The organism is Bradyrhizobium sp. ORS 285 (assembly GCF_900176205.1).
Classification (GTDB): domain Bacteria; phylum Pseudomonadota; class Alphaproteobacteria; order Rhizobiales; family Xanthobacteraceae; genus Bradyrhizobium.
Window position 1 is genome coordinate 2,172,731 of sequence record NZ_LT859959.1, and the last position, 22,888, is coordinate 2,195,618.

Here is a 22,888-nt window from a genome sequence, read left to right on the forward strand (position 1 = left end):
GCCATGTTTCGCCACGCTTTCAGGGCAGTATTGATTGCGGGCGGCCTGCTTGCCGGCCTGGCGCCAGCCTTGGCCGAGAGCAGCCGGCTGGCGCTGGTGATCGGGCAATCGGCCTATCGGTCGGTAACGCCGCTGCCGAATCCGGCGAACGACGCCAATGCGATGGCCAAAATGCTGGGAGAGTCGGGCTTCGAGGTGACCACGGCCGCCGATCTCTCACAGAAGGATCTGAACCGCGAGGTCGGAGATTTCGCTGCGAAGATTGCAAGCAAGGGGCCTGATACGGTGGCGCTGGTGTTCTATGCCGGCCACGGGCTGCAGATCGACGGCGAGAACTATCTGGTGCCGGTCGATGTCGATCCGCGTCGCGAGGCCGATATTCCGCTGCAGGCGGTGCGTCTGAACGATGTTCTCAACACGCTCAACGCGGTGCCGAGCCGGATGCGCATCCTGCTGCTCGATGCCTGCCGCAACAACCCGTTCCCCAGCATCAACCAGAGCGCGGGCCGCGGCCTCGCGCTGCTCGACACCAAGAGCGGCGCGCCGGGCACGTTCCTGTCTTACTCGACCTCGCCCGGCGCTGAGGCCGAGGACGGCAACGGTGCCAACAGTCCCTACACCACGGCGCTGCTGCAGGCGGCGCGCGAGCCCGGACTGCCGATCGAGGAGGCGTTCAAGCGGGTGCGCGTCGCCGTCAACAAGGCGACCGAAGGGCGGCAGACGCCATGGGATTCTTCATCACTCACGGAGGATTTCCGCTTCGTTGCCACGAGCGATGCAAGCGCGGCCAATGCCGGGCCGCGGCCGGTGATCGCCAAGCGCAGCGTTGATGAATGGAAGCGCAGCCTGCAAGGCAAGCCGATCGAGGCCGCCAACGAGATCATCGTCGGTGACGGCAGTGTCGAAGCCTACGAGGCGTTCGTCACGCTCTACACTGCGGCGCCCTATGGTCCGCAGGCGCGGCAATGGCTCGACCTGCACAATCGGATGGCCGCATGGAACGAAGCCGTGCTGATCAACACCGTCGCGTCCTATCAGGGCTTTCTCGACCGCTATCCGGATAGCGACCTGACGCCGACCGCGCGCAAACTGATCGAGCGCCTGCGCAACCGTCCGGTCGTGACCCCGGTCGTCGCGGCGGCGAATGCCGCCATCCCCGCGGTGGTCCCCGCAACTCCGCCGGTGGTGCCGGCGAATGCCGCAGCGGGTCCGACCTGTCCGTGCTCGCAGACGTCGCCGGCGCGCCAGTCCGACACGCCGAAGCGCGTCGAAGAGAAGCCGGTCAGGAAGCGCGACGAGGATCCGCCGAAGCGCGCCAGCCGCCCGTCGCGCCGAGATCCTGATGATGTCGTGGTCTACGCGCCGCCGCCACCGCCCCCGCGGGACTATTATGGACCGCCGGTGCGGGTGGTGCCGCCGGTCAGCATCGGGATCGGCATCGGCGGCGGCTATGGTGGTGGCTACGGGCGGGGTCCATCGAATTATCCAACCCGGCGCGGTTATTAAGTCGACCAAAAGCGGCCGCTCTGGAGGCGGCCGCTTTTATGGCGCGCTCGGTCCAATGCTCCAGAGGAGCGCATTCGGCCGCGTCATGCGGGGCAGGTCCAATCGCCCTCTATCCTAATCAGTCGAAGGCGATCCCGATCCGCTTGTCGTGGCTCCACACGGCGTGGCCACGGCGCGTGAACCTGTCGGCCGGGATCACCAGCGTGAAGGCTTCGGGCAGGCCGACTGGGCTGACGACCTCGACCCGCGCTCCGGTATCCGACATGTTGCGGACCATGCAGTCGACCGCGCCGCCGCCGTCGAACGCCAGCCTGCCTTGTTTCAGCACCCGATGACGGGGTGCAATCCGTTTTTCATCTGTCTCGCTCATCGCCTGCAACCCGATGCCGAATGGGATCACCTTTCGCGTCAAAAGCGCATAAAATAAATCAGGCCCGGGTTTCATTGCGATGAATCGGGCTCGTGAAGGCCGGGTCCTCATCTTCACGATTCGTTAAACCCCCGTGGCTTTGCGGGGGTCAGAGCGTCGCGAAGGCGCTCGACACCATCGCCACTGGCTTGCCGTCGGCGGCGCTCGTCAACGTGACCCGGCCGAAGCCCATGGTGCGGCCGAGCCGGACCACGCGCGCATCGGCCAACACATCGGAGGAGGCGACCGCGCGCATGAAGTGCGTGGTCTGGTCGACCGTGGTCATCGGCCGATAGCCTCCGCTCGCCGTGACCAGCGCGATCACCGTGGCGGTGTCGGCAAAGGCCATCAGCGCCTGGCCGCAGACGACGCCGTTGTCGCGGCACAGACGCGGCGAGAAGGGCAGGCGCAGGATGGCGCCCGGCTCGCCCTGCGCGGAGGGCGCGATGTCCTCGACGATTAGCGCGAGATCCTTGATCCAGGGGGCGAACACGTCATCCAGGAGGCGCCGCGCCTGATCGAGGGTGAAGTCAGGTGTTTCTTTCGGCACGAGCGAGAGTCCTCCCAGTTTCGATGCTTGTTATCGGCTACGCGTCTTGGGCGAAGCGGTCCGATTGGGCAAAGCGGTTCGGGCCGTCTGCCGCAGTCCGGCGGCTTGAAAAGGCCGGAGTTGGAAGCCTATGCTGAATGCGGGCAGGGAGACAGCGCGATGCGACGGCCTCGTCAGACTTCCTCCCGGACCGGTCTTGCGCGGCCAGATGTCGAGCGCTGATGGGTGGAGCGTCACATCCACTGCCTCCTGAGTCGGCAGCCGCTGGACGGTACCTCTGGGGCTTGTGATCCAGGCAGGGAGTTCCCTGGATCGCTGGGTCGTGCCTGAGACAAGACGTGCCTGAGACAAGGCGCGCCTGAGACTTGGCCCAGGGCGACGCAATGGTATAAGGCGGCCAATACCGGGGAGTAACCAATGAAGAAGCTGATCGTAACGATGGCGGTCGCCGTGCTGACCGGCTGGGCCGTGCCGGCGATGGCGCAGATGCCGAACATCAACCTTCTCGCTGATGGTCCTTCCAAGACCCCAGAGGAGAAAGAGGCCGAGGCTGCGCGGGACCGGGCCTACCGGGACACCATGCGCAAGATCCCGGACGCCAAGGCGGCCGCGGATCCCTGGGGCAATGTGCGCGCTGTCGAGCAGCCGAAAGCGACTCCCCCAGTGAAGACGACAGCGGCGAAAAAGCCGAAGACGGGCGCCAGCACCAACTGACGTTTGCGCCCTCGGGCTCGCAGAGCGGGAGCGCCGACGATCGGACTCGGATTCCGTGCAACCTCGTCTATATTGACGGGGTGCAACGTGTTGGAGTTCGTCGATGGGGTTGCGCCCGCGGGACATTGCCAGCCGGATGGCGGCCCAGCGCCGGAAGCCGGACGGCTATGTGCGCGACACCTTCACCTTGCCGCGTGAGGCCGCGCGGGCCAAAGCGCGCGACTATCTGACCCGCTATCCCAAGGCCGGCTACATGAGCGCCGTGGAAAGCTGGCGCGAGCTCCCAGATGGAGCGATCGAATTTACGATGCGGCGATTGCCCAGCGCGGATTGAGCCGCCGCAGGGCGCTCATTCCCGCTCGCCAAGCAGCTTTCGGGTGTCGCGGTTGATGAAGTGAAGCCGGGTGCAGGCCTTGCAGACCACGGTTTCATACGCGCACGCAGGATCGCCCGGCTTCGGCTCTTCCAGCCAATGCTGCACGTTCATTCCCGTTCGCGGACATTTGAAGATCAGATTACCCATACAAATTTAAGTTTCGGCCAGCAGCGGCCCTGCCTACTTGATCTAGATCAAACGCGCTTGCCGAAATGACAGGCAATGCATGTCATTTGCTTACCTAGAATTGCGGTCGAGGGCAGCCATCGACCCCTGATGGCAGATCGTCACGCCAAGAAGTGCTCAGGCCTGATCCAGCGACTCGGCGACGATGCGGATGCGGAACACCGGCTGCCGCGTCTCGTCGAGCAGCTCCATCTGCCACTCCGAGTTCTCGGCGAGCTTGCGCGAGATGCTGCTGGCCATGTCGGCGCAGACAGTGGTCATCTCTTTCCAGGCGGCGTTACGATCGGCACACTCGGTCCCATACTCGGACGCGCCTGAGAAGTGGCCGTTACGGATACGAAAGAAATAGAGCGGCATTGCCAAAACCGGTGAGCCCTGACCGCCCCAGGCCGCTGGGTTTGATGAACGCAGCGTAAATGGAAGCGCAAACCCCCGCTGGATCAATTCCGGTAAAATACGGTCGACGGTTGCGTTGGCTGTTAGTTGTTGCCGTCACGCAAGGATTTGCCGCCTTCGCACCGCGGGAGAGGCGAAGCTGAGGCGAAGTTCATGTGCGCTGAATGAGTGAGCCTCGGACCGCCGCGGTCCGAGGCTCGGCGTCAACGTCGTAGCTTCCCGGCGAGGGCAGTTCGGCAATGACATGCTTAGAGTAGACAACAACTTGCGCGCGCGCCTTGCGTCAAATCAAGAGTTGCAAATAACTGATCAGCTCGTGCGATTTTGGCGAGTGAGTTGACGACGTCGTGTGCGGCTATCGCGGATCGAAAATCCGCTCCGGCACGACGGTGAGGCGGTACGCGACCTCGGTCGCGCCATCGACGGTTTCCAGCACTTCATCGCAGGCCGGACATCGTTTGTCACCGGCAACGCCGCGCTGCGAGTGAAGCTCGATGCGCTGCAGGCCGGCTCTGCATCAGCGGCAGATGAGATCATCGCGTGTCATCGGTCATATGATGCGCAAGGGGGGCGATCCGTTCCCGAGACAGGCGACGACAAATTCAGATGGGCGTCATGACGAATGCGGAAATGCGACGTCAAACGTCAAAAGCCCCGGACAAGGGTCCGGGGCTTTCTTTCGGCGCGGATGGTTTCAGGGCCGTGCGCCTAGGGTGACGGAGCCTGCAGACATTGTCTCGAGCCATTGTCTCGGCAACTCTCTGCAGATGGCATGTCACATGGCAGCACATCGCTCGCCAAAATGAGCCGGTTGATATGCGCCATCATCATCGGAAACGAACAAACAAATTTGGGGCTGAAAAATCCGTTGTCACGCTCCAAGACCCGATTTTCGTACCACAACCAAAAGTTTATGACAATGGCCGTGGTTCGCCGGGGTATTCAGCGTGGGATTGCGTGAGGCGCATCACGAAGCGGCTGGGTTGAACATTCGGCAGACGAGGATGCGTTCATCTTGCGGTTGTGCACGGGCAAGATCGTGGACTTCGGATGGATCGTGGTTGGGGCTGCGCGTGCGGCCGGCTTCACCTGCCGATCATCATGTTATGAGCATCGAGCACCAGCCGTCATTCCGATTGCGCCTGAGTGGAACCGGCTGCGAAGTGTCGCACCTCCTGCACCGGGACATAGCCGCGATCTCTGGAAAAATTTCGCCGCGCTGTTAGCTGCCTTGCGGAGACGTTGGTGTGTGGAACTCGCAGCGGCTCGACGCGCATGTCGTACAACCATTTCATCTTCCCTTCGGATGCACGAAAACCGAGCGGCTGCTCAGAGGATGAGCCGAACAAAAGCAGAAGAGACGTGGGAACTTCGTTCTTCTCAGGAGAACCACGGACGTGCGGTGTTCGCACGCTAGCGGAAGTCCGGTTGTTTCAAGGAAAACTTTTGACGAGCACGATAGGCCCGACGATGGCGGCATTGAACTCAACGAGATGATCGCTCGGGATCCAGTATTCGAGATGGTCCCGTCCGCCGGCCTCTTGCACTTGGTAGCAATCGATGAATTCGCGCAACACCTCGAACCGCAGCACATGGCCGCTGCCGCTCGCCGGCACGTTCCAGTCGCGCGCGATTTTCACCGCGTAGTCCTCGCTCAGCACGGGATAGAAGATCGGCTGCTCGGGAAGGCGCGGTGGAAATGCCCGCATGCCCGACGCTTCTATCAAGGCGAGCTCCTTCGGGCCGACGGGACGCCACAGCGTGACGGTGTTGCTTGGGGTGGTCATAGGGTTCGAACTGGCCCGAGGTCGATCGGATCTGCCCCGAGGAAGCAGAACCCAAGAGCCCGCGCAAGCGCCTCGTGCTGTATGCAATTTATAGTTGTCGAGTGGCTTGCCGCAGCCGAGGCGCGAGACATGTGGAGCTGTGCTGAGCTGCCGCAGCCTCTGGCCAATGCTCGTTGAGGCCGCCGCCTCGGCGGGTCGCCAGAATCTGTAAACGGGTGCGAATGGCTGAAAGAACATATTGCGAACAAAGAACAGATCGGGTACATTCACCTCAAGATTGCTGGCCGACCTCGTTAACCGTTTGTCCATCCCGCGAATCCCCGCCATAAGGAGCGCCAATGTCCGCCACCGCCCTGCGTATCGTCGAAGGTTCTTCCATGGATAAGAGTAAGGCGCTCTCCGCTGCGCTGTCCCAGATCGAGCGTCAGTTCGGCAAGGGCTCGGTGATGAAGCTGGGCAAGAACGACCGCTCGATGGATGTCGAGACGGTCTCGACCGGCTCGCTCGGGCTCGACATCGCGCTGGGCATCGGCGGCCTGCCGAAGGGGCGCATCGTCGAGATCTACGGGCCGGAATCGTCGGGCAAGACCACGCTGGCGCTGCACACGGTGGCGGAAGCGCAGAAGAAGGGTGGCATCTGCGCGTTCATCGATGCCGAGCATGCGCTCGATCCGGTCTATGCGCGCAAGCTGGGCGTCAACATCGACGAGCTCCTGATCTCGCAGCCGGACACGGGTGAGCAGGCGCTGGAGATCTGCGACACTCTGGTGCGCTCCGGGGCGGTCGACGTTCTGGTCGTCGACTCCGTGGCGGCGCTGGTGCCGAAGGCCGAGCTCGAGGGCGAGATGGGCGAGTCGTTGCCCGGCTTGCAGGCCCGCCTGATGAGCCAGGCGCTACGCAAGCTGACGGCCTCGATCAACAAGTCCAATACGATGGTGATCTTCATCAACCAGATCCGCATGAAGATCGGTGTGATGTACGGCTCGCCGGAGACCACCACCGGCGGCAACGCGCTCAAGTTCTATGCCTCGGTGCGCCTGGACATCCGCCGCATCGGCGCGATCAAGGAGCGTGACGAGGTGATCGGCAACTCCACCCGCGTGAAGGTGGTGAAGAACAAGCTGGCGCCGCCGTTCAAGCAGGTCGAGTTCGATATCATGTATGGCGAAGGCGTGTCCAAGATGGGCGAGATCCTCGATCTCGGCGTCAAGGCCGGCATCGTCGAGAAGTCCGGCGCCTGGTTCTCCTATGACAGCCAGCGGCTCGGGCAGGGACGCGAGAACTCGAAGACGTTCCTCAAAACCAACCCGGACATGACAGCCAAGATCGAGGCGGCCATCCGCCAGAACTCCGGCCTGATCGCCGAGCAGATCCTGGCCGGCAATGCCGAGCGCGACTCCGACGACGAGGAGCCGGCGGAGGAGTAAGGTCTGCTGATCAGGGATTAGAACGAAGCGGGCGCCGGTCGATCGACCAGGCGCCCGTTCTCGTTCTGGCTCGCGTCTTTATTGTGCGTAGGCGCGATTGCTCTTGGCAGCAAAACGAAAGCCGGGTGTGTTGCACCCGGCCTCCAATGTTCAAGCTGACCTCAGAGCTGGCGACCTCACTCCGCCGCCTGGGCATAGTCGCCGATCGGCGGGCAGGAGCACACCAGATTGCGGTCGCCATAGACGTTGTCGACGCGACCGACGGGGCACCAGTATTTGTCGGTGCGCGAGGTGCCCGCGGGGAAGCAGCCTTCGCTGCGCCGATAGGCGCGGGTCCAGTCGTCATCGGCGATGTCGTGCACCGTGTGCGGCGCATGGCGCAGCGGCGAGGCATCGATCTTGAACCGGCCCTGCTCGACCTCGGCGATCTCCTTGCGGATCGCGATCATGGCGTCGCAGAAGCGATCGAGCTCGGCCTTGGACTCCGACTCGGTCGGCTCGATCATCAGGGTGCCCGCGACCGGGAAGCTCATCGTCGGCGCATGGAAGCCGTAGTCGATCAGCCGCTTGGCGATGTCGTCGACGGTGACGCCGCTGGTCTGCTTCAGCGGTCTGGGATCGATGATGCACTCATGCGCGACGCGGCCGCGCTCGTTGCGATAGAGCACCGGGAAATGCGCATCGAGCCGCGCCGCGACGTAGTTGGCGTTGAGGATCGCAATCTCGGTGGCGCGCGTCAGGCCGTCGCCGCCCATCAGCAGCATGTAGATGTAAGAGATGGTCAGGATCGACGCCGAACCATAGGGCGCGGCCGAGACCGGTCCGACCGGATGCGCGCTGGCGCCGTCCGTGCTGGGGTGACCCGGCAGGAACGGCGCGAGATGTGCCTTGACGCCGATCGGGCCCATGCCCGGGCCGCCGCCACCATGCGGGATGCAGAACGTCTTGTGCAGGTTGAAATGGCTGACATCGGCGCCGTAGTCGCCGGGACGGGCGAGGCCGACCTGGGCGTTGAGGTTGGCGCCATCCAGATAGACCTGGCCGCCATGCGCATGGACGATGTCGCAGATGTCGCGGATGTGCTCCTCGAACACGCCATGCGTCGAGGGATAGGTGATCATGATCGCCGCGAGCTTTTGGCTATGCGCCTCCGCCTTGGTCTTGAGGTCGGCGAGGTCGACATTGCCGCCCGCGTCGCAGCCGACCACCACGACCTCCATGCCGACCATGTGCGCGGAGGCCGGATTGGTGCCGTGGGCGGAGGAGGGGATCAGGCAGATCGTCCGGTGGCTGTCGCCACGCGCGGCGTGATAGCCGCGGATCGCCAAGAGGCCTGCATATTCGCCCTGGGCGCCGGAGTTCGGCTGCAGCGACACGGCGTCATAGCCGGAGATACGGCACAGCCAGTCCTGGAGGTCGGCGAACATCGCGTGATAGCCGGCCGCCTGGGCGCGCGGCACGAACGGATGCAGGCTGGCGAATTCCGGCCAGGTCAGCGGGATCATCTCGGTCGTGGCGTTCAGCTTCATCGTGCAGGAGCCGAGCGGAATCATCGCGCGGTCGAGCGCGAGATCGCGGTCGGCGAGCTTGCGCAGATAGCGCAGCATCTCGGTCTCCGAGCGATGCGCGTGGAACACCGGATGGGTGAGATACGGCCGCTGCCGCTTCAACTCGGCCGGGACAGCGTCGCGCGCTTCCGCTTCGACGTCGGCATAGGACAGCTCGCCACCAAACGCGCGCCAGACGGCTTCGACGACGTCGGCCGTCGTCGTCTCGTCGAGGGCAATGCGCAGCTTGCTGCCATCGCGGCCGAGATTGATCCGCTCTCCTTCCGCCTGCGCGACGATCGAGGTGGCCTTGGCGCCGGCCTCGACGGTGACCGTGTCGAAGAAGGCGTCATTTGCCGGCGCAAAGCCGAGCTTGCGCAGGCCGGCCGCGAGCACCGTCGTCCGGCGATGCACCGTGCGCGCAATCGCCTTCAACCCTTCGGGGCCGTGATAGACCGCATACATCGCGGCGATGACGGCCAGCAGCACCTGCGCGGTGCAGATGTTCGAGGTCGCTTTCTCGCGGCGGATATGCTGCTCGCGGGTCTGCAGCGCCAGGCGATAGGCGGGGGCGCCGCGCGAGTCGACGGAGAGGCCGACGATGCGGCCGGGCAGCGAGCGCTTCAGCGCATCGCGCACCGCCATGTAGGCAGCGTGCGGACCGCCATAGCCCATCGGCACACCAAAACGCTGCGCCGAGCCGATCGCAATGTCGGCGCCGAGCTCGCCGGGCGAGGCGATCACGGTCAGCGCCAGCAGGTCGGCGGCAAGGATCGCCAGCGCACCCTTGTCGTGCAGCTTGGCGATCGCAGCGCGCGGATCGCGCAAGGCGCCGGTCGTGTCGGGATATTGCAGCAGCCCGCCGAACACCTCGGCGCCCTCGAGGTCCTTCGCCGGATCCCCAACAATCAGCCGCCACCCCAGCGGCTCGGCGCGGGTGCGCAGCACCGCCAAGGTCTGCGGGTGAACGTTGTGATCGACGAAGAACGCCTTGGTCTTCGCACGCGACGAACGTTCGGCCAGCGCCATGGCTTCCGCCGCCGCGGTGCCCTCGTCGAGCAGCGAGGCGTTGGCGACGTCGAGCCCGGTGAGGTCGCAGATCATGGTCTGGAAGTTGAACAGCGCCTCCAGCCGGCCCTGGCTGATCTCGGGCTGATACGGCGTGTAGGCCGTGTACCAGGCCGGGTTCTCCAGGATGTTGCGCTGGATCACCGCCGGCATGACCGTGCCGGAATAGCCCTGGCCGATCAGCGAGGTGAACACTTGGTTCTGCGCCGCCAGCGCGCGCATGTGGCCGATCGCCTCAACCTCGCGCATGGCGGGCTCCAGCGTGAGCGGCGCCGCCTGCCGTATGGTGCCGGGCAGGGTCTGCGCCATCAGCTCCGCCACGCTCTTGGCGTTCACGGTCTCCAGCATCGCCGCGACGTCACGGGGAGACGGGCCGATATGGCGGCGGGCGAAATCGGTGGCGGCATCATCGAGCGGCTTGAGCGGCGTGGTCATGAGTAAATCCTCTATGCCTCGTCATGCCCCGCGAAGGCGGGGCATCCAGTAAACGTTGCTGTCGAGATCAGGCGGAGGGGGCGCGGCGTACTGGATCGCCCGGTCGAGCCGGGCGATGACAGTGGGAAGTGTCGCCGCATTGCGCGTCTCACGCCGTGTGCGCCTTGTAGGCGGCCTCATCCATCAGGCCGCCGAGCTCGGCCTTGTCGGCGATCTTGAGCTTGAAGAACCAGGCCTTGCCGTCGGCATCGGTGTTCACCAGCGCCGGCTCGTCGACGATGGCCTGGTTGACCTCGACCACCTCGCCGGTGATCGGCGCGTAGACGTCCGAGGCGGCCTTGACCGATTCGACCACGGCGGCGGCCTCGGTCTTCTTCAGCGCGCGGCCGACCTGCGGCAGCTCGACGAACACGACGTCGCCGAGCTGCGCCTGCGCGTAGTCGGTGATGCCGATGGTGGCGACATCGCCGTCGATGCTGAGCCATTCATGGTCGGAGGTGTAGAGCGTGGTCATGGACGTCCTTCAGCGCTTGCAGGGTCAACGTTTGTAGGTGTTGGGGACAAAAGGCGTGGCGGCGACGCGCAGCGGCAGCCGCTGGCCGCGCACGTCGGCGAACAATTGCATATCGAGCGCGGCGAGGGCGGTCGGCACGTAGCCCATCGCGACCGGAGCGTTCAGCGTCGGCCCGAAGCCGCCCGAAGTGACCTTGCCGACCGGCTCAGACGAGTCGGCGGTCGCGAACAGCGTCGCGCCCTCGCGCACCGGAGCACGGCCCTCGGGCCTGAGCCCCACGCGGCGGCGCGTCGCGCCTCCGTCAAACTGCGCCAGGATCTTGTCGGCGCCCGGGAAGCCACCGGCGCGGGCGCCGCCGCTGCGGCGAACCTTCTGCACCGACCATTCCAGCGCCGCCTCGACCGGCGTGGTGCCGGTGTCGATGTCGTGACCATAGAGGCAAAGCCCGGCCTCGAGCCGCAGGCTGTCGCGGGCCCCGAGCCCGATCGGCAGCACGTCCTTGTCGGACAAGAGCGCCTCGGCGAGCTGCTCGGCCTTGTCGGTCGGCACCGAGATCTCGTAGCCATCCTCGCCGGTGTAGCCCGAGCGCGAGACGTAGCAGGCGAGCCCATCGACCATGCGCGGGCCCGAATCCATGAACCGCATGGCCTCGGCGTCTGCACAGAATTTCGCCAGCACGGACGCCGCCTTCGGCCCCTGCAGCGCCAACAGTGCCCGGTCCGCCAGCGGATGCACCTCGCAGACGTCGGACACGCCGTCGCGCAGCAGCGCGATGTCCGCCTCCTTGCAGGCGGCGTTGACGACCAGCACCAGGTGCTCGCCGAAATTCGCCACCATCAGGTCGTCGAGAATGCCGCCCTCGGCATTGGTGAACTGGGCGTAGCGCTGCCGGCCCGGGGGAATGCCGATGATGTCCTGCGGCACCAGCCGCTCCAGCGCGGCCGCAGCGTCAGCAACGGTGCCGGATTTCGGCACCAGCGCGACCTGGCCCATGTGGGAGACGTCGAACAGGCCCGCGTGGCTGCGGGTATGGAGGTGCTCCTTGAGCACGCCGGGCGCGTATTGCACGGGCATCTCATAGCCCGCGAACGGCACCATCTTGCCGCCGAGGCTGACATGCAGCGCATACAGCGGTGTTCGTTTGAGAGAAGTGGAGGGAGTAGCAGCCGGTTCAGCCATCAGGGGTCCTCGCGCGGTTCCTCGGGACCAGTCCCGAAAAACGCTACCGAAGCCCCATCTGTCGCTGTGCCTGAGAGTATTATCCCGTCGGCGGACGCCTCCTGGGATCAGGCCCGGCCAGCGTCTCTTTCCAGATGCAGTTGAAGTCGCGAGGGTCCTTTTGCCTGAGAGTTTCCGGGGCGGTTGCTCCTTCGGCGCCGGCCCCTGAAGTTCAAGCTGAACCTCAAGAGACGGTCTCTCCCGACGCGACTGTCGTTGAGTGGCGCGAGAAAACACCAGCTCACCCGAGCTGTCAACGCGTCACCATGGCTTTCAACCAGCTTTAGGAGCCGTGCAGCAACCCCATGATGTTTCTGCACAGTTTCTGGACACGCGATAGTCCCTTGTCTAAAAGCAATGCCGCCGAATTCCCGGACTTCTTCGATTGGATTGCTATGAGCGGCGTCAACGAGATCAGGTCGACTTTCCTCAATTTCTTCGCTGCGAACGGCCACGAGATCGTGCCGTCCTCGCCGCTCGTGCCGCGCAACGACCCGACCTTGATGTTCACGAACGCCGGCATGGTGCAGTTCAAGAACGTCTTCACTGGCGTCGAGAAGCGGCCCTACAACCGCGCCACAACGTCGCAGAAATGCGTGCGTGCGGGGGGCAAGCACAACGATCTCGACAATGTCGGCTACACCGCCCGGCATCACACCTTCTTCGAGATGCTCGGCAACTTCTCCTTCGGCGACTACTTCAAGGAGAACGCGATCGAGCTCGCCTGGAAGCTGGTCACCAAGGAGTTCGGCCTCCCGAAGGACAAGCTGACCGCGACCGTCTATATCGACGACGACGAGGCGTTCGGACTCTGGAAGAAGATCGCGGGTCTCCCTGAGTCGCGCATCATCCGCATCGCCGGCTCGGACAATTTCTGGCAGATGGGCGACACCGGCCCGTGCGGCCCGTGCTCGGAGATCTTCTACGACCATGGCGACAAGATCTGGGGCGGCCCTCCGGGCTCGCCGGAGGCGGATGGCGACCGCTTCATCGAGATCTGGAACCTCGTGTTCATGCAGTACGAGCAGCTCGAGGGCGGGGTCCGCAATCCCCTTCCGAAGCCCTCGATCGACACCGGCGCGGGCCTCGAGCGCGTCGCCGCGGTGCTGCAGGGCAAGCACGACAATTACGACATCGACCTGTTCGTCGCGCTGATCCGGGCCATTGCCGACCTCACCAATGCCGACCCGCAGGGCCCGCAGAAGGCGAGCCTGCGCGTCATCGCCGACCACCTCCGCGCCTCGTCGTTCCTGATCTCCGACGGCGTGCTGCCGTCCAACGAAGGCCGCGGCTACGTGCTGCGCCGGATCATGCGCCGCGCGATGCGCCACGCCCAGCTGCTCGGCGCGCGCGAGCCGCTGATGCACAAGCTGGTCGGCGCGCTCACCCGCGAGATGGGCCAGGCCTATCCGGAGCTGATCCGCGCCGAGGGGCTGATCAAGGAAACCCTGCGGCTGGAAGAGACCCGCTTCCGCAAGACGCTGGAGCGCGGCCTCGCCATCCTCGACGAGAAGTCGGCCTCGCTCTCCAAGGGCGACATGTTCGATGGCGACGTCGCCTTCACCCTGTACGACACCTATGGCTTCCCGCTCGACCTCACCCAGGACGCGCTGAAGTCGCGCGGCATCAGCGTCGACCAGGCCTCCTTCACCGATGCCATGGAGCGGCAGAAGGCGAAGGCGCGCGCGGCCTGGGCCGGCTCGGGTGAGGCGGCCACCGAGACCGTCTGGTTCCCGCTGCGCGAGAAGCTCGGCGCCACCGAGTTCCTCGGCTACGAGACCGAGACCGCAGAGGGCGCGGTCACCGCATTGGTCAAGGACGGCGCCGAGGTCGACAGCCTCAAGGCCGGCGAGAGCGGCGCGATCGTGTTGAACCAGACGCCGTTCTACGGCGAGTCCGGCGGCCAGGTCGGCGACACCGGCGTGCTGACCGGCGAGGGCGTCCGCGTGCGCATCACCGACACCCAGAAGAAGGCCGGCGATCTGTTCGCGCATATCGGCACCGTGGAGCAGGGCACGCTGAAGCTCGGCACCGCGCTGCAGCTCGACGTCGATCACACCAGACGCTCGGCAATCCGCGCCAACCATTCGGCGACCCACATCCTGCACGAGGCGCTGCGCCAGGTGCTCGGCGACCACATCGCCCAGCGCGGCTCGCTGGTCTCGCCCGACCGGCTGCGCTTCGACTTCGTGCATCCCAAGCCGATCACGGCCGAGGAGCTCGCCCGCGTCGAGGACATCGCCAACGACGTCGTGCTGGAGAATGCCGAGGTCACGACCCGGCTGATGGGGCTCGACGATGCCCGCGAGGCCGGCGCCCGCGCGCTGTTCGGCGAGAAATATGGCGACGAGGTCCGCGTCGTCTCGATGGGCAACGCCGCGCGCGACCACGGCAATAATGCGATGGGCTGGTCGGTCGAGCTGTGCGGCGGCACGCATGTGAAGCGCACCGGCGATATCGGCCTGATCGCGGTGACCTCAGAGAGCGCGGTGGCCTCGGGCGTCCGCCGCATCGAGGCGCTGACGGCGCGCGGCGCCCGTGCCCATGCCAATCACAATCTTTCGCTCGCCAAGGCGGCCGCGGCTGAGCTGCGCACCACCGTCGACGAGGTGCCGGCGCGCATCACCGCGCTGATGGAGGAGCGCAAGAAGCTCGAGCGCGAGCTGTCGGACGCGCGCAAGAAGCTCGCGATGGGCGGTGGCGGCCAGGAGACCGGCAACGGCGCTACTGCCGGCGTCCGCGACGTCGGCGGCGTCAAGCTGATGGCGCGCGCTGTCTCCGGCATTGAGATGAAGGATCTCAAGTCGCTCGCCGACGAGGCCAAGAAGCAGCTCGGCTCGGGCGTCGTCGCGCTGGTGGCGACTTCCGAGGACGGCAAGGCCGGCGTCGTGGTCGGCGTGACCGCCGATCTCACGGCGCGCTTCAACGCGGTCGAGCTGGTGCGCGCGGCGTCCGAGGCGCTGGGCGGCAAGGGCGGCGGTGGCCGTCCCGACATGGCCCAGGCTGGCGGCCCCGATGGAGCCAAGGCGGAGGCTGCGCTGGCCGCGATCGAGAGCGCGATCAGCAAGGCTGGCTGATCGTGCCGCCGCTCGGGCCGGGCGAGAGCGTTCGACATCCCGACCTGCGGGACCGGCTCTACGAGCTGCTCGAGCACGACCATCTGCCGAGCACGCACGGCTCGCGCCTGATCCAGCTGATCGTGCTGGTCATCACGCTCGACGTGCTGGCTGTGGTGCTGGCGTCAGATCCTGACATCGCGGCCAGCTTCGGCTGGCCGCTGCGGCTGATCAAGATCACCGCGCTGATCGTGTTCGCCGCCGAATATGCCGCGCGGCTCTGGAGCATCGCGGGTCATATGCCGCGGCGGCAGTCGGCGTGGCAGGACCGGGTGGCCTACGCCTTCTCCGCGCTCGGGATCATCGATCTCCTGTCCTTCGTGCCGGCCACGATTGCGCTCGTGCTCGGCGACCGCAGCCTGGAAGCGGTGTCCATCGTGCTGCCGTTCCTCAAGCTGGTGCGCTATTCGCCGGCGCTGCGCTCGCTGTTGTCAGCGGTGCAGGCCGAGCGCCGCACCCTGGTCGGCTGCCTCGTCATCCTCGCCGGCGCGGTGCTGCTGTTTGCCTCGCTGCTCTATGCCGTCGAGCGCGACGTGCAGCCCGACAAGTTCGGCACCATCCCGCATGCGATGTGGTGGGCGATCGTCACGCTCGGCACCGTCGGCTATGGCGACGTCGTGCCGGTGACGCCGCTCGGCCGCATCATCACCGTGGTCGCGATCATCTGGGGTTTTGCCATGATCGCGCTGCCGGTGGCCATTATCTCCACGGCGTTCGCCGAGGAGATCAAGCGGCGCGACTTCGTCGTCACCTGGGGCATGCTCGCCAAGGTGCCGCTGTTCTCGCATCTCAACGCCTCGGAGATCGCGGACATCATGCGGCTGTTGCGCGCGCGCACGATCGAATCCGGCGAGGTGCTGGTGCGGCGCGGCGATGCGGCGTCGTCGATGTATTTCATCACCGCCGGCGAGGTCGAGATCGAGCTGCCGACGCAATGCGTCAAGCTCGCCGACGGCACCTTCTTCGGCGAGATCGCGTTGCTCCATCGGACTAAGCGCTCCGGCACCGTGACCGCGACCCGGAAGACAAGGCTGCTGGTCTTGGACGCCCAGGACTTCCACGCACTGATAGCCCGCATGCCGGCTCTTGCCGCGCATGTCCGCACCATCGCCAAGGCTCGCATGGCCGACTCCGGCGACCTCGCGATCGCGGAGCTCTCGCAGGCTGAGCATGAGGACGAGCCGGAAGGGTAGCAGACTAATCGCATTGCCCGCGCTGATGGCGGTCACCCTTCACCTCTCCCCACCGGGGAGAGGTCGGCGCGCAGCGCCGGGTGAGGGGGCGCCGCTCGGGGACTCGTAGCGTGATTCACACCTGAACCCCTCACCCGGATTGCATCTCCGATGCAATCCGACCTCTCCCTTCGGGAGAGGTGATCATCGCTGCGGCGACAGCGCGCCGGGGCTCGCCGTGGCGAACTACCGCCTGACCATTCGTGCGCGCGATCAGCTCGCACAGATCTATGACTACACAGAAACGTGTTGCATCACGCGCGCCGGATCAGATCCAGCTGTTCGATTGACGGGGAGGGAGCGCCTTACGCCTTCTCCTTCGCCACGGCCGCGTCCTTCAGCTTGCCGATCGCGTCCTTCACGGCCGGATCAAGGCCCGCGCCGCCGGCGTCGTGGTGGGCGTAGATCGTCTTGAGCATGCGCGGGTCCCAGAACTTCTTGATGTGCTCGGCGACGCCGGCGACCTCTTTCTCCTGGCCCTGGCTCTGGAAGAACTTGCCGATCTGGTTGGCCATGTAGACGAGGCGTTCGATGGGGTTATGCGACATGGGGCGTGTCCGTGTGTGTTGATCGGGCGCCGGTCTCGGCGCTCGCGACGATGCGGTCGGGGTGGGTGAAGATTTCGAAGCCGTCGTTGCGGGCCACGGCGATCAAGGTGATGCCGGCCGCCTCGGCCATGCGGATGGCGAGCGCGGTCGGCGCTGACACGGCGACCAGCACCGGGGCGCCCATCGCTGCGGCCTTCTGCACGAGCTCGACGGAAACGCGGCTGGTCATGAGGACCAAGCCTTCGCTCGCGAGGCTGTGCGTCTGCGCGAGGTGGCCGGCGAGCTTGTCGAGCGCGTTGTGGCGGCCGACATCCTCGCGCAGGGCGATGATGCCGCGGGCTGGCGTCCAGAACGCCGCGGCGTGGACTGCGCGGGTCTCGTGGTTGAGCTTCTGCAGTGGCTCGATCGCGGCCAGGGCCGCCATGATGTCGCGCGGTGCAAAGCGTCGGCCTGCGGGCACATGCGCCGCGGGCCGCACGGCTTCGGAAAGGGAGTCGATGCCGCACAGGCCGCAGCCGGTGGGGCCGGCGATGTTGCGGCGGCGCTCGGCGAGGCGTTCGGCGAGCGCGTCGGGCAGCCACATTCGCAGCTCGATGCCGTCGTCCAGCTCGACGACGTCGAGCGAGACGATGTCGTCTCGGCCAGTGATCAGGCCTTCGTTTAGGCTGAAGCCGACGGCGAAGTCGCGGAGATCCTGTGGCGTCGCCATCATGACGGCCTGGGTGCCGCCATTGTAGGTCAGCGCGACCGCGGTCTCCTCCGGCACGCGGCGGTGGCCCTCGGTGAGGGCTCCGTCGCGCCAGACCAGACGATCCGCGATGCGCACTGCATCTGGCATGCTACTCCGCCGCCTCCACGATCGGAGCGATGCGGCGCGAGTTGCGGGCCTGCTCGTCATAGGCCTTCTGCCAGTCCGACGGTCCGTTGGACTGCGACACCTGCACGGCCGTGACCTTGTACTCGGGGCAGTTGGTCGCCCAGTCGGAGTAGTCGGTGGTGATGACGTTGGCCTGCGTCAGCGGGTGGTGGAACGTGGTGTAGACCACGCCCGGCGCCACGCGCTCCGAGATCAGCGCATGCAGGGTGGTCTCGCCGGCGCGGCTGGTCAGCCGCACCCAGTCACCGTCGCGGATGCCGCGCTGCTCGGCATCGTGCGGATGGATCTCCAGCACGTCCTCGCCATGCCACACCACGTTGTCGGTGCGCCGCGTCTGGGCGCCGACATTGTACTGCGACAGGATGCGCCCCGTCGTGAGCAGCAGTGGGAAGCGGGGACCGGTACGCTCATCGGTCGCGACATATTCGGTGACCACGAACTTGCCCTTGCCGCGGACGAAGCCGTCGACATGCATGATCGGCGAGCCCTCGGGGAACTTCTCGTTGCAGGGCCACTGCACCGAACCCATCTCCTCGAGCTTCTGGTAGGAGACGCCGGTAAAGGTCGGCGTCAACGCGGCGATCTCGTCCATGATCTCCGAGGGATGATTGTACGTCATCTCGAAGCCCATCGCCTTGGCGAGCCCGATCGTGACCTCCCAGTCGGCCAGGCCGTTGCGCGGGCTCATCACCTTGCGCACGCGCTGGATGCGGCGCTCGGCGTTGGTGAAGGTGCCGTCCTTCTCCAGGAAGGTCGAGCCGGGCAGGAAGACGTGGGCGTAGTTGGCGGTCTCGTTCAGGAACAGGTCCTGCACGATGACGCATTCCATCGACGACAGCGCCTGCACCACATGCGTGGTGTTCGGATCCGACTGCAGGATGTCCTCGCCCTGCACGTAGAGGCCCATGAAGGTGCCTTCGATCGCGGAGTCGAACATGTTGGGGATGCGCAGGCCCGGCTCAGGGTTGAGCTTGACGTTCCACATCGCCTCGAACTGATCGCGCACCGCATCGCCCGAGATGTGCCGGTAGCCCGGCAGCTCGTGCGGGAACGAGCCCATGTCGCAGGAGCCCTGCACGTTGTTCTGGCCGCGCAGCGGGTTCACGCCGACGCCGCGGCGGCCGATATTGCCCGTGGCCATCGCGAGGTTGGCGATCGCGATCACCGTGGTCGAGCCCTGGCTGTGCTCGGTGACACCCAGGCCGTAGTAGATCGCGCCGTTGCCGCCCTTGGCGTAGAGCCGGGCCGCGCCGCGGATCGATTCCGGATCGACGCCGGAAATGCTGGCGATCGCCTCGGGGCTGTTCTTCTCCAGGGCGACAAACTCCGCCCAATCCTGGAACTCGCTCCAGTCGCAGCGCTCGCGCACGAAGGTCTCGTTGACGAGGCCCTCGGTGACGATGACATGCGCCAGCGCGGTCAGGATGGCGACGTTGGTGCCCGGCAGCAGCGGCAGATGATAGTCCGCCTTGATGTGCGCCGACTTGACGAGGTCGATCTTGCGCGGATCGACGACGATCAGCTTGGCGCCCTGGCGCAGCCGCTTCTTCATGCGCGAGCCGAACACCGGATGCGCGTCGGTCGGGTTGGCGCCGATCACCATGATCACGTCGGAATCCTCGACCGAGTCGAAGTCCTGCGTGCCGGCCGAGGTGCCGAAGGTGGTGGCGAGGCCGTAGCCGGTCGGCGAGTGGCAGACGCGGGCGCAGGTGTCGACGTTGTTGTTGCCGAAGCCGGCGCGGATCAGCTTCTGCACCAGATAGGTCTCTTCGTTGGTGCAGCGGGACGAGGTAATGCCGCCGATCGCGTCGCGGCCGTACTTGGCCTGGATGCCGCGCATTTTGTCGGCGGCAAACTTGAAGGCCTCGTCATAGGAGACCTCGCGCCAGGGCTGGTCGATGGTCTCGCGGATCATCGGCTTGAGGATGCGCTCCTTGTGGGTTGCATAGCCATAGGCGAAGCGGCCCTTGACGCAGGAGTGGCCGCGATTGGCCTTGCCGTCCTTGTACGGCACCATGCGCACGACTTCCTCGCCGCGCATCTCCGCCTTGAAGGCGCAGCCGACGCCGCAATAGGCGCAGGTGGTGACCGCCGAATGCTCGGGCTGGCCGATCTCGATCACGCTCTTCTCGGTCAGGGTCGCGGTCGGGCAGGCCTGCACGCAGGCGCCGCAGGACACGCACTCCGACCCTAAAAAGCTCTCGCTCATGCCCGGCGACACCCGGCTGTCGAAGCCGCGGCCGGAGATGGTCAGCGCGAACGTGCCTTGCACTTCCTCGCAGGCGCGGACGCAGCGTGAGCACACGATGCACTTGGAGGGATCGTAGGTGAAATAGGGGTTCGACTCGTCCTTCGGCAGCCAGGCCGGATTGGCCTCGCCGCAGGCGTCGGCGAACACGTGGTTCTCACCCTGGTTGCCGTAGCGCACGTCGCGCAGGCCGACCGCGCCGGCCATGTCCTGCAGCTCGCAATCGCCATTGGCGGCGCAGGTCAGGCAGTCGAGCGGATGGTCGGAGATGTAGAGCTCCATCACGCCCTTGCGCAGCTTCTTCAGCCGCTCGGTCTGGGTGTGGACGACGAGGCCCGCGGCGACCGGCGTGGTGCACGAGGCCGGCGTGCCGGCGCGGCCCTCGACCTCGACGAGACAGAGCCGGCAGGAGCCGAACGCGTCGACCATGTCGGTCGCGCACAGCTTCGGGATCTGCGTGCCGGCCTCCATGGCCGCGCGCATGATCGAGGTGCCCTCGGGAACGGTGATGCTCTGACCGTCGATGGTGAGCGTCACCATCTTCTCGGACTTGGAGAGCGGGGTGCCGTAATCGGTTTCGTGGATGAGCGACATGGCCGTGTCCTTATTCCCGAATGTCTATTCCGCAGCCTGCAGGCGCGGTTGCTGAGGACCGAAATCCTCGCGGAAATGTTTCAGCGCCGAGAGCACAGGGTAGGGCGTGAAGCCGCCGAGTGCACAGAGCGATCCGAGCTTCATAGTGCCGCAGAGGTCCTCGACGAGAGCGATGTTCTCAGGTACGCGCTCGCCGCGGCGGATCTTGTCGATGGTCTCGGCGCCGCGCGTCGAGCCGATGCGGCAGGGCGTGCACTTGCCGCAGGATTCGATGGCGCAGAACTCCATCGCGAAGCGCGCCTGCTTCGACATGTCGACGGTGTCGTCGAACACGACGATGCCGCCATGGCCGATCAGGCCTTCCTTGGCGGCGAACGCCTCGTAGTCGAACGGCGTGTCGAACAAAGCGCGGGGGAAGTAGGCCCCGAGCGGGCCGCCGACCTGCACCGCGCGCACGGGACGGCCGGTGAAGGTGCCGCCGCCGATCTCGTCCACGAGCTCACCGAGCGTGATGCCGAACGCGGTCTCGAACAGGCCGCCGAACTTGACGTTGCCGGCGATCTGGATCGGCATCGTGCCGCGCGAGCGGCCCATGCCGAAGTCGGCATAGGCCTTGGCACCCTCATCGAGGATGAAGGGGATGGCTGCGAACGACAGCAGGTTGTTGACGACGGTCGGCTTGCCGAACAGGCCGTGATGCGCGGGCAGCGGCGGCTTGGCGCGGACGATGCCGCGCTTGCCTTCGAGGCTCTCCATCAGCGCGGTCTCTTCGCCGCAGACATAGGCGCCGGCGCCCGTGCGGACCTCCAAATCGAACGTGTAGTTGGAGCCGGCAATCTTGTCGCCGAGCAGGCCAGCCTTCTTGGCGATGTCGATCGCCTTGGCCATGGTCGCGATCGCGTGCGGATATTCCGAGCGCGTGTAGATGTAGCCCTTGGTGGCGCCCACCGCGATGCCGCAGATGGTCATGCCTTCGATCAGCACGAAGGGATCGCCTTCCATCAGCATGCGGTCGGCGAAGGTGCCGCTGTCGCCCTCGTCGGCGTTGCAGATGACGTATTTGCGATCGGCTGCGGTCTGCGACACCGTCTTCCACTTGATGCCGGTCGGGAAGCCCGCGCCGCCGCGGCCGCGCAGGCCCGAGGTGGTGACTTCGGCGATGACGGCATCCGGCGACAGGGTCAGCGCACGCGTGAGGCCCTTGTAGCCGCCATGGGCGCGGTAGTCTTCGAGCGACAAGGGATCGATGATGCCGCAGCGGGCGAAGGTGAGGCGGGTCTGCCGCTTCAGCCACGGGATTTCCTCGGTCAGGCCGAGCGAGAGCTTATGCGACTTGTCGGCGATGATGGCGTCGAGCAGCGACGGCACGTCGTCGGCCGTGACGGGACCGAAGCCGAAGCGGCCCTGCGCCGTCTCGAGCTCGACCAGCGGCTCGAGCCAATACAACCCACGCGAGCCATTGCGGACGATTTCAATATCGACCTTCCGCTCGATCGCCGCCTTGTGCAGCGCCTGCGCAACCTCATCGGCGCCGACGGCGAGCGCGCCGGCATCACACGGGACAAAAAGACGCACGCTCATCGCTGGGCCTCCGAGACGAGAGCATCGATCCGGGCCTCATCCAGCCGGCCGACCAGCCGGCCGTCGATCATCGCCGAGGGCGCGGTCGCGCACAGGCCGAGGCAGTAGATCGGCTCGAGCGTGACGCGCTCATCCGCCGTGGTGTTTCCCATGGCGATCCCGAGCTTGGCCTCGGCGCGCGCGGCGAGCGCATCGCCGCCGGCGGCCTGGCAGGCCTCGGCGCGGCACAACTTCAGCACGTGACGACCGGCCTTCTTGGCCCGGAAATCATGGTAGAATGTGAACACGCCGTAAACCTCGGCGCGTGACAAATTGAGGGTGGATGCGATCATCGGAATGGCATCCTCCGGCACGTAGCCGAATGCCTCTTGCAACGCATGGAGGATGGGCAAGGTTGCTCCCTCCATTTTGCTATGTTCCGCGATGATCTCGGCGCCGCGCGCCGCGTCCCAACTTTCGTACACCGGCGTCATTTTGGGCGTCATCCTGATCCCGATTCTGCGTTGCAAGCGTTTCTCATATCCAAGTTGGAATTGCTCAAGATATCAATAAAGCAGTC

General features: G+C 65.7%; 19 protein-coding genes and 1 riboswitch. Of the genes, 6 read left to right on the plus strand and 13 right to left on the minus strand.

Annotated features, from left to right (window positions below):
- Window positions 1-3 precede the first annotated feature (3 nt).
- On the plus strand, window positions 4-1,506 hold the full coding sequence (locus tag BRAD285_RS09855; protein WP_006610152.1) for a caspase family protein: 1,503 nt from the start codon (window positions 4-6) through the stop codon (window positions 1,504-1,506).
- Window positions 1,507-1,624: 118 nt separating this feature from the next.
- Here the strand turns inward: BRAD285_RS09855 and BRAD285_RS09860 are convergent, their stop codons facing one another.
- Window positions 1,625-1,876 carry a PilZ domain-containing protein gene (locus BRAD285_RS09860; protein WP_006610151.1) on the minus strand — a complete coding sequence of 84 codons (252 nt, stop codon included), beginning with the start codon at window positions 1,874-1,876 and terminating at the stop codon, window positions 1,625-1,627.
- Between the two features lie 148 nt (window positions 1,877-2,024).
- Complete coding sequence (locus BRAD285_RS09865) at window positions 2,025-2,465, minus strand: PaaI family thioesterase (protein WP_006610150.1); 441 nt, start codon at window positions 2,463-2,465, stop codon at window positions 2,025-2,027.
- 417 nt (window positions 2,466-2,882) lie between these two features.
- On the opposite strand from BRAD285_RS09865, the gene BRAD285_RS09870 reads away from it, so the two are divergent.
- Both BRAD285_RS09870 and BRAD285_RS09875 read left to right on the plus strand, forming a co-directional pair.
- Window positions 2,883-3,179 carry a hypothetical protein gene (locus tag BRAD285_RS09870; protein WP_006610149.1) on the plus strand — a complete coding sequence of 99 codons (297 nt, stop codon included), beginning with the start codon at window positions 2,883-2,885 and terminating at the stop codon, window positions 3,177-3,179.
- Between the two features lie 103 nt (window positions 3,180-3,282).
- A complete protein-coding gene (locus BRAD285_RS09875; RefSeq protein WP_006610148.1) occupies window positions 3,283-3,513 on the plus strand; it encodes a hypothetical protein in 231 nt (76 codons plus the stop codon).
- Between the two features lie 15 nt (window positions 3,514-3,528).
- Here BRAD285_RS09875 and BRAD285_RS35725 read toward each other — a convergent pair whose 3' ends face one another.
- From BRAD285_RS35725 to BRAD285_RS09890, 3 genes are all read right to left on the minus strand, one after another.
- Window positions 3,529-3,666 carry a hypothetical protein gene (locus BRAD285_RS35725; RefSeq protein ID WP_172114324.1) on the minus strand — a complete coding sequence of 46 codons (138 nt, stop codon included), beginning with the start codon at window positions 3,664-3,666 and terminating at the stop codon, window positions 3,529-3,531.
- 192 nt (window positions 3,667-3,858) lie between these two features.
- A complete protein-coding gene (locus BRAD285_RS09880) occupies window positions 3,859-4,098 on the minus strand; it encodes a hypothetical protein (RefSeq protein ID WP_015665825.1) in 240 nt (79 codons plus the stop codon).
- Between the two features lie 1,472 nt (window positions 4,099-5,570).
- Entirely contained in the window at window positions 5,571-5,864 is a 294-nt protein-coding gene (locus BRAD285_RS09890) for a hypothetical protein (protein WP_006610144.1), read from the minus strand.
- 398 nt (window positions 5,865-6,262) lie between these two features.
- On the opposite strand from BRAD285_RS09890, the gene recA reads away from it, so the two are divergent.
- Window positions 6,263-7,351, plus strand: coding sequence for a recombinase RecA (recA, locus tag BRAD285_RS09895; protein WP_006610143.1), 1,089 nt, complete (start codon window positions 6,263-6,265; stop codon window positions 7,349-7,351).
- 176 nt (window positions 7,352-7,527) lie between these two features.
- Here the strand turns inward: recA and gcvP are convergent, their stop codons facing one another.
- The 3 genes from gcvP to gcvT all read right to left on the minus strand — a co-directional run bounded on the left by gcvP (window position 7,528) and on the right by gcvT (window position 12,094).
- On the minus strand, window positions 7,528-10,401 hold the full coding sequence (gene gcvP, locus BRAD285_RS09900) for an aminomethyl-transferring glycine dehydrogenase (RefSeq protein ID WP_006610142.1): 2,874 nt from the start codon (window positions 10,399-10,401) through the stop codon (window positions 7,528-7,530).
- 148 nt (window positions 10,402-10,549) lie between these two features.
- Complete coding sequence (gcvH, locus tag BRAD285_RS09905) at window positions 10,550-10,915, minus strand: glycine cleavage system protein GcvH (protein WP_006610141.1); 366 nt, start codon at window positions 10,913-10,915, stop codon at window positions 10,550-10,552.
- 24 nt (window positions 10,916-10,939) lie between these two features.
- On the minus strand, window positions 10,940-12,094 hold the full coding sequence (gcvT, locus tag BRAD285_RS09910) for a glycine cleavage system aminomethyltransferase GcvT (protein ID WP_006610140.1): 1,155 nt from the start codon (window positions 12,092-12,094) through the stop codon (window positions 10,940-10,942).
- Window positions 12,095-12,236: 142 nt separating this feature from the next.
- Window positions 12,237-12,347: riboswitch (glycine riboswitch) on the minus strand.
- A 181-nt stretch (window positions 12,348-12,528) separates the two neighbouring features.
- Here gcvT and alaS point away from each other — a divergent pair.
- Together alaS and BRAD285_RS09920 are read left to right on the plus strand one after the other, a co-directional pair.
- Entirely contained in the window at window positions 12,529-15,210 is a 2,682-nt protein-coding gene (gene alaS / locus BRAD285_RS09915; protein ID WP_006610139.1) for an alanine--tRNA ligase, read from the plus strand.
- A gap of 2 nt (window positions 15,211-15,212) precedes the next feature.
- Window positions 15,213-16,442 carry a cyclic nucleotide-gated ion channel gene (locus BRAD285_RS09920; protein WP_006610138.1) on the plus strand — a complete coding sequence of 410 codons (1,230 nt, stop codon included), beginning with the start codon at window positions 15,213-15,215 and terminating at the stop codon, window positions 16,440-16,442.
- A 344-nt stretch (window positions 16,443-16,786) separates the two neighbouring features.
- Here BRAD285_RS09920 and BRAD285_RS09925 read toward each other — a convergent pair whose 3' ends face one another.
- Genes BRAD285_RS09925 through BRAD285_RS09945 form a run of 5 tightly spaced genes read right to left on the minus strand, consistent with a single transcriptional unit; the run spans window position 16,787 to window position 22,802 of the window.
- Entirely contained in the window at window positions 16,787-17,029 is a 243-nt protein-coding gene (locus tag BRAD285_RS09925) for a formate dehydrogenase subunit delta (RefSeq protein WP_006610137.1), read from the minus strand.
- On the minus strand, window positions 17,019-17,855 hold the full coding sequence (fdhD, locus tag BRAD285_RS09930) for a formate dehydrogenase accessory sulfurtransferase FdhD (RefSeq protein WP_035644962.1): 837 nt from the start codon (window positions 17,853-17,855) through the stop codon (window positions 17,019-17,021). Before fdhD ends, BRAD285_RS09925 begins: the two co-directional genes overlap by 11 nt.
- A gap of 13 nt (window positions 17,856-17,868) precedes the next feature.
- A complete protein-coding gene (gene fdhF / locus BRAD285_RS09935; protein ID WP_006610135.1) occupies window positions 17,869-20,748 on the minus strand; it encodes a formate dehydrogenase subunit alpha in 2,880 nt (959 codons plus the stop codon).
- A gap of 24 nt (window positions 20,749-20,772) precedes the next feature.
- The gene (locus BRAD285_RS09940; protein WP_006610134.1) at window positions 20,773-22,329 is read right to left on the minus strand and encodes an NADH-quinone oxidoreductase subunit NuoF; all 1,557 of its coding nucleotides are present in this window, start codon (window positions 22,327-22,329) and stop codon (window positions 20,773-20,775) included.
- Entirely contained in the window at window positions 22,326-22,802 is a 477-nt protein-coding gene (locus tag BRAD285_RS09945; RefSeq protein ID WP_009027297.1) for a formate dehydrogenase subunit gamma, read from the minus strand. The genes BRAD285_RS09940 and BRAD285_RS09945 overlap by 4 nt, the downstream gene beginning before the upstream one ends.
- Window positions 22,803-22,888: the final 86 nt, after the last annotated feature.

What these genes read in the sequence shown, in the direction of transcription:
- gcvP (WP_006610142.1), bottom strand. Translation starts at nt 10,401, where the DNA reads ATGACCACGCCGCTCAAGCCGCTCGATGATGCCGCCACCGATTTCGCC.
- BRAD285_RS09875 (WP_006610148.1), top strand. Translation starts at nt 3,283, where the DNA reads ATGGGGTTGCGCCCGCGGGACATTGCCAGCCGGATGGCGGCCCAGCGC.
- gcvT (WP_006610140.1), bottom strand. Translation starts at nt 12,094, where the DNA reads ATGGCTGAACCGGCTGCTACTCCCTCCACTTCTCTCAAACGAACACCG.
- BRAD285_RS09880 (WP_015665825.1), bottom strand. Translation starts at nt 4,098, where the DNA reads ATGCCGCTCTATTTCTTTCGTATCCGTAACGGCCACTTCTCAGGCGCG.
- alaS (WP_006610139.1), top strand. Translation starts at nt 12,529, where the DNA reads ATGAGCGGCGTCAACGAGATCAGGTCGACTTTCCTCAATTTCTTCGCT.
- BRAD285_RS35725 (WP_172114324.1), bottom strand. Translation starts at nt 3,666, where the DNA reads ATGAACGTGCAGCATTGGCTGGAAGAGCCGAAGCCGGGCGATCCTGCG.
- BRAD285_RS09860 (WP_006610151.1), bottom strand. Translation starts at nt 1,876, where the DNA reads ATGAGCGAGACAGATGAAAAACGGATTGCACCCCGTCATCGGGTGCTG.
- fdhF (WP_006610135.1), bottom strand. Translation starts at nt 20,748, where the DNA reads ATGTCGCTCATCCACGAAACCGATTACGGCACCCCGCTCTCCAAGTCC.
- recA (WP_006610143.1), top strand. Translation starts at nt 6,263, where the DNA reads ATGTCCGCCACCGCCCTGCGTATCGTCGAAGGTTCTTCCATGGATAAG.
- BRAD285_RS09855 (WP_006610152.1), top strand. Translation starts at nt 4, where the DNA reads ATGTTTCGCCACGCTTTCAGGGCAGTATTGATTGCGGGCGGCCTGCTT.
- BRAD285_RS09945 (WP_009027297.1), bottom strand. Translation starts at nt 22,802, where the DNA reads ATGACGCCGGTGTACGAAAGTTGGGACGCGGCGCGCGGCGCCGAGATC.
- BRAD285_RS09925 (WP_006610137.1), bottom strand. Translation starts at nt 17,029, where the DNA reads ATGTCGCATAACCCCATCGAACGCCTCGTCTACATGGCCAACCAGATC.
- BRAD285_RS09940 (WP_006610134.1), bottom strand. Translation starts at nt 22,329, where the DNA reads ATGAGCGTGCGTCTTTTTGTCCCGTGTGATGCCGGCGCGCTCGCCGTC.
- gcvH (WP_006610141.1), bottom strand. Translation starts at nt 10,915, where the DNA reads ATGACCACGCTCTACACCTCCGACCATGAATGGCTCAGCATCGACGGC.
- BRAD285_RS09870 (WP_006610149.1), top strand. Translation starts at nt 2,883, where the DNA reads ATGAAGAAGCTGATCGTAACGATGGCGGTCGCCGTGCTGACCGGCTGG.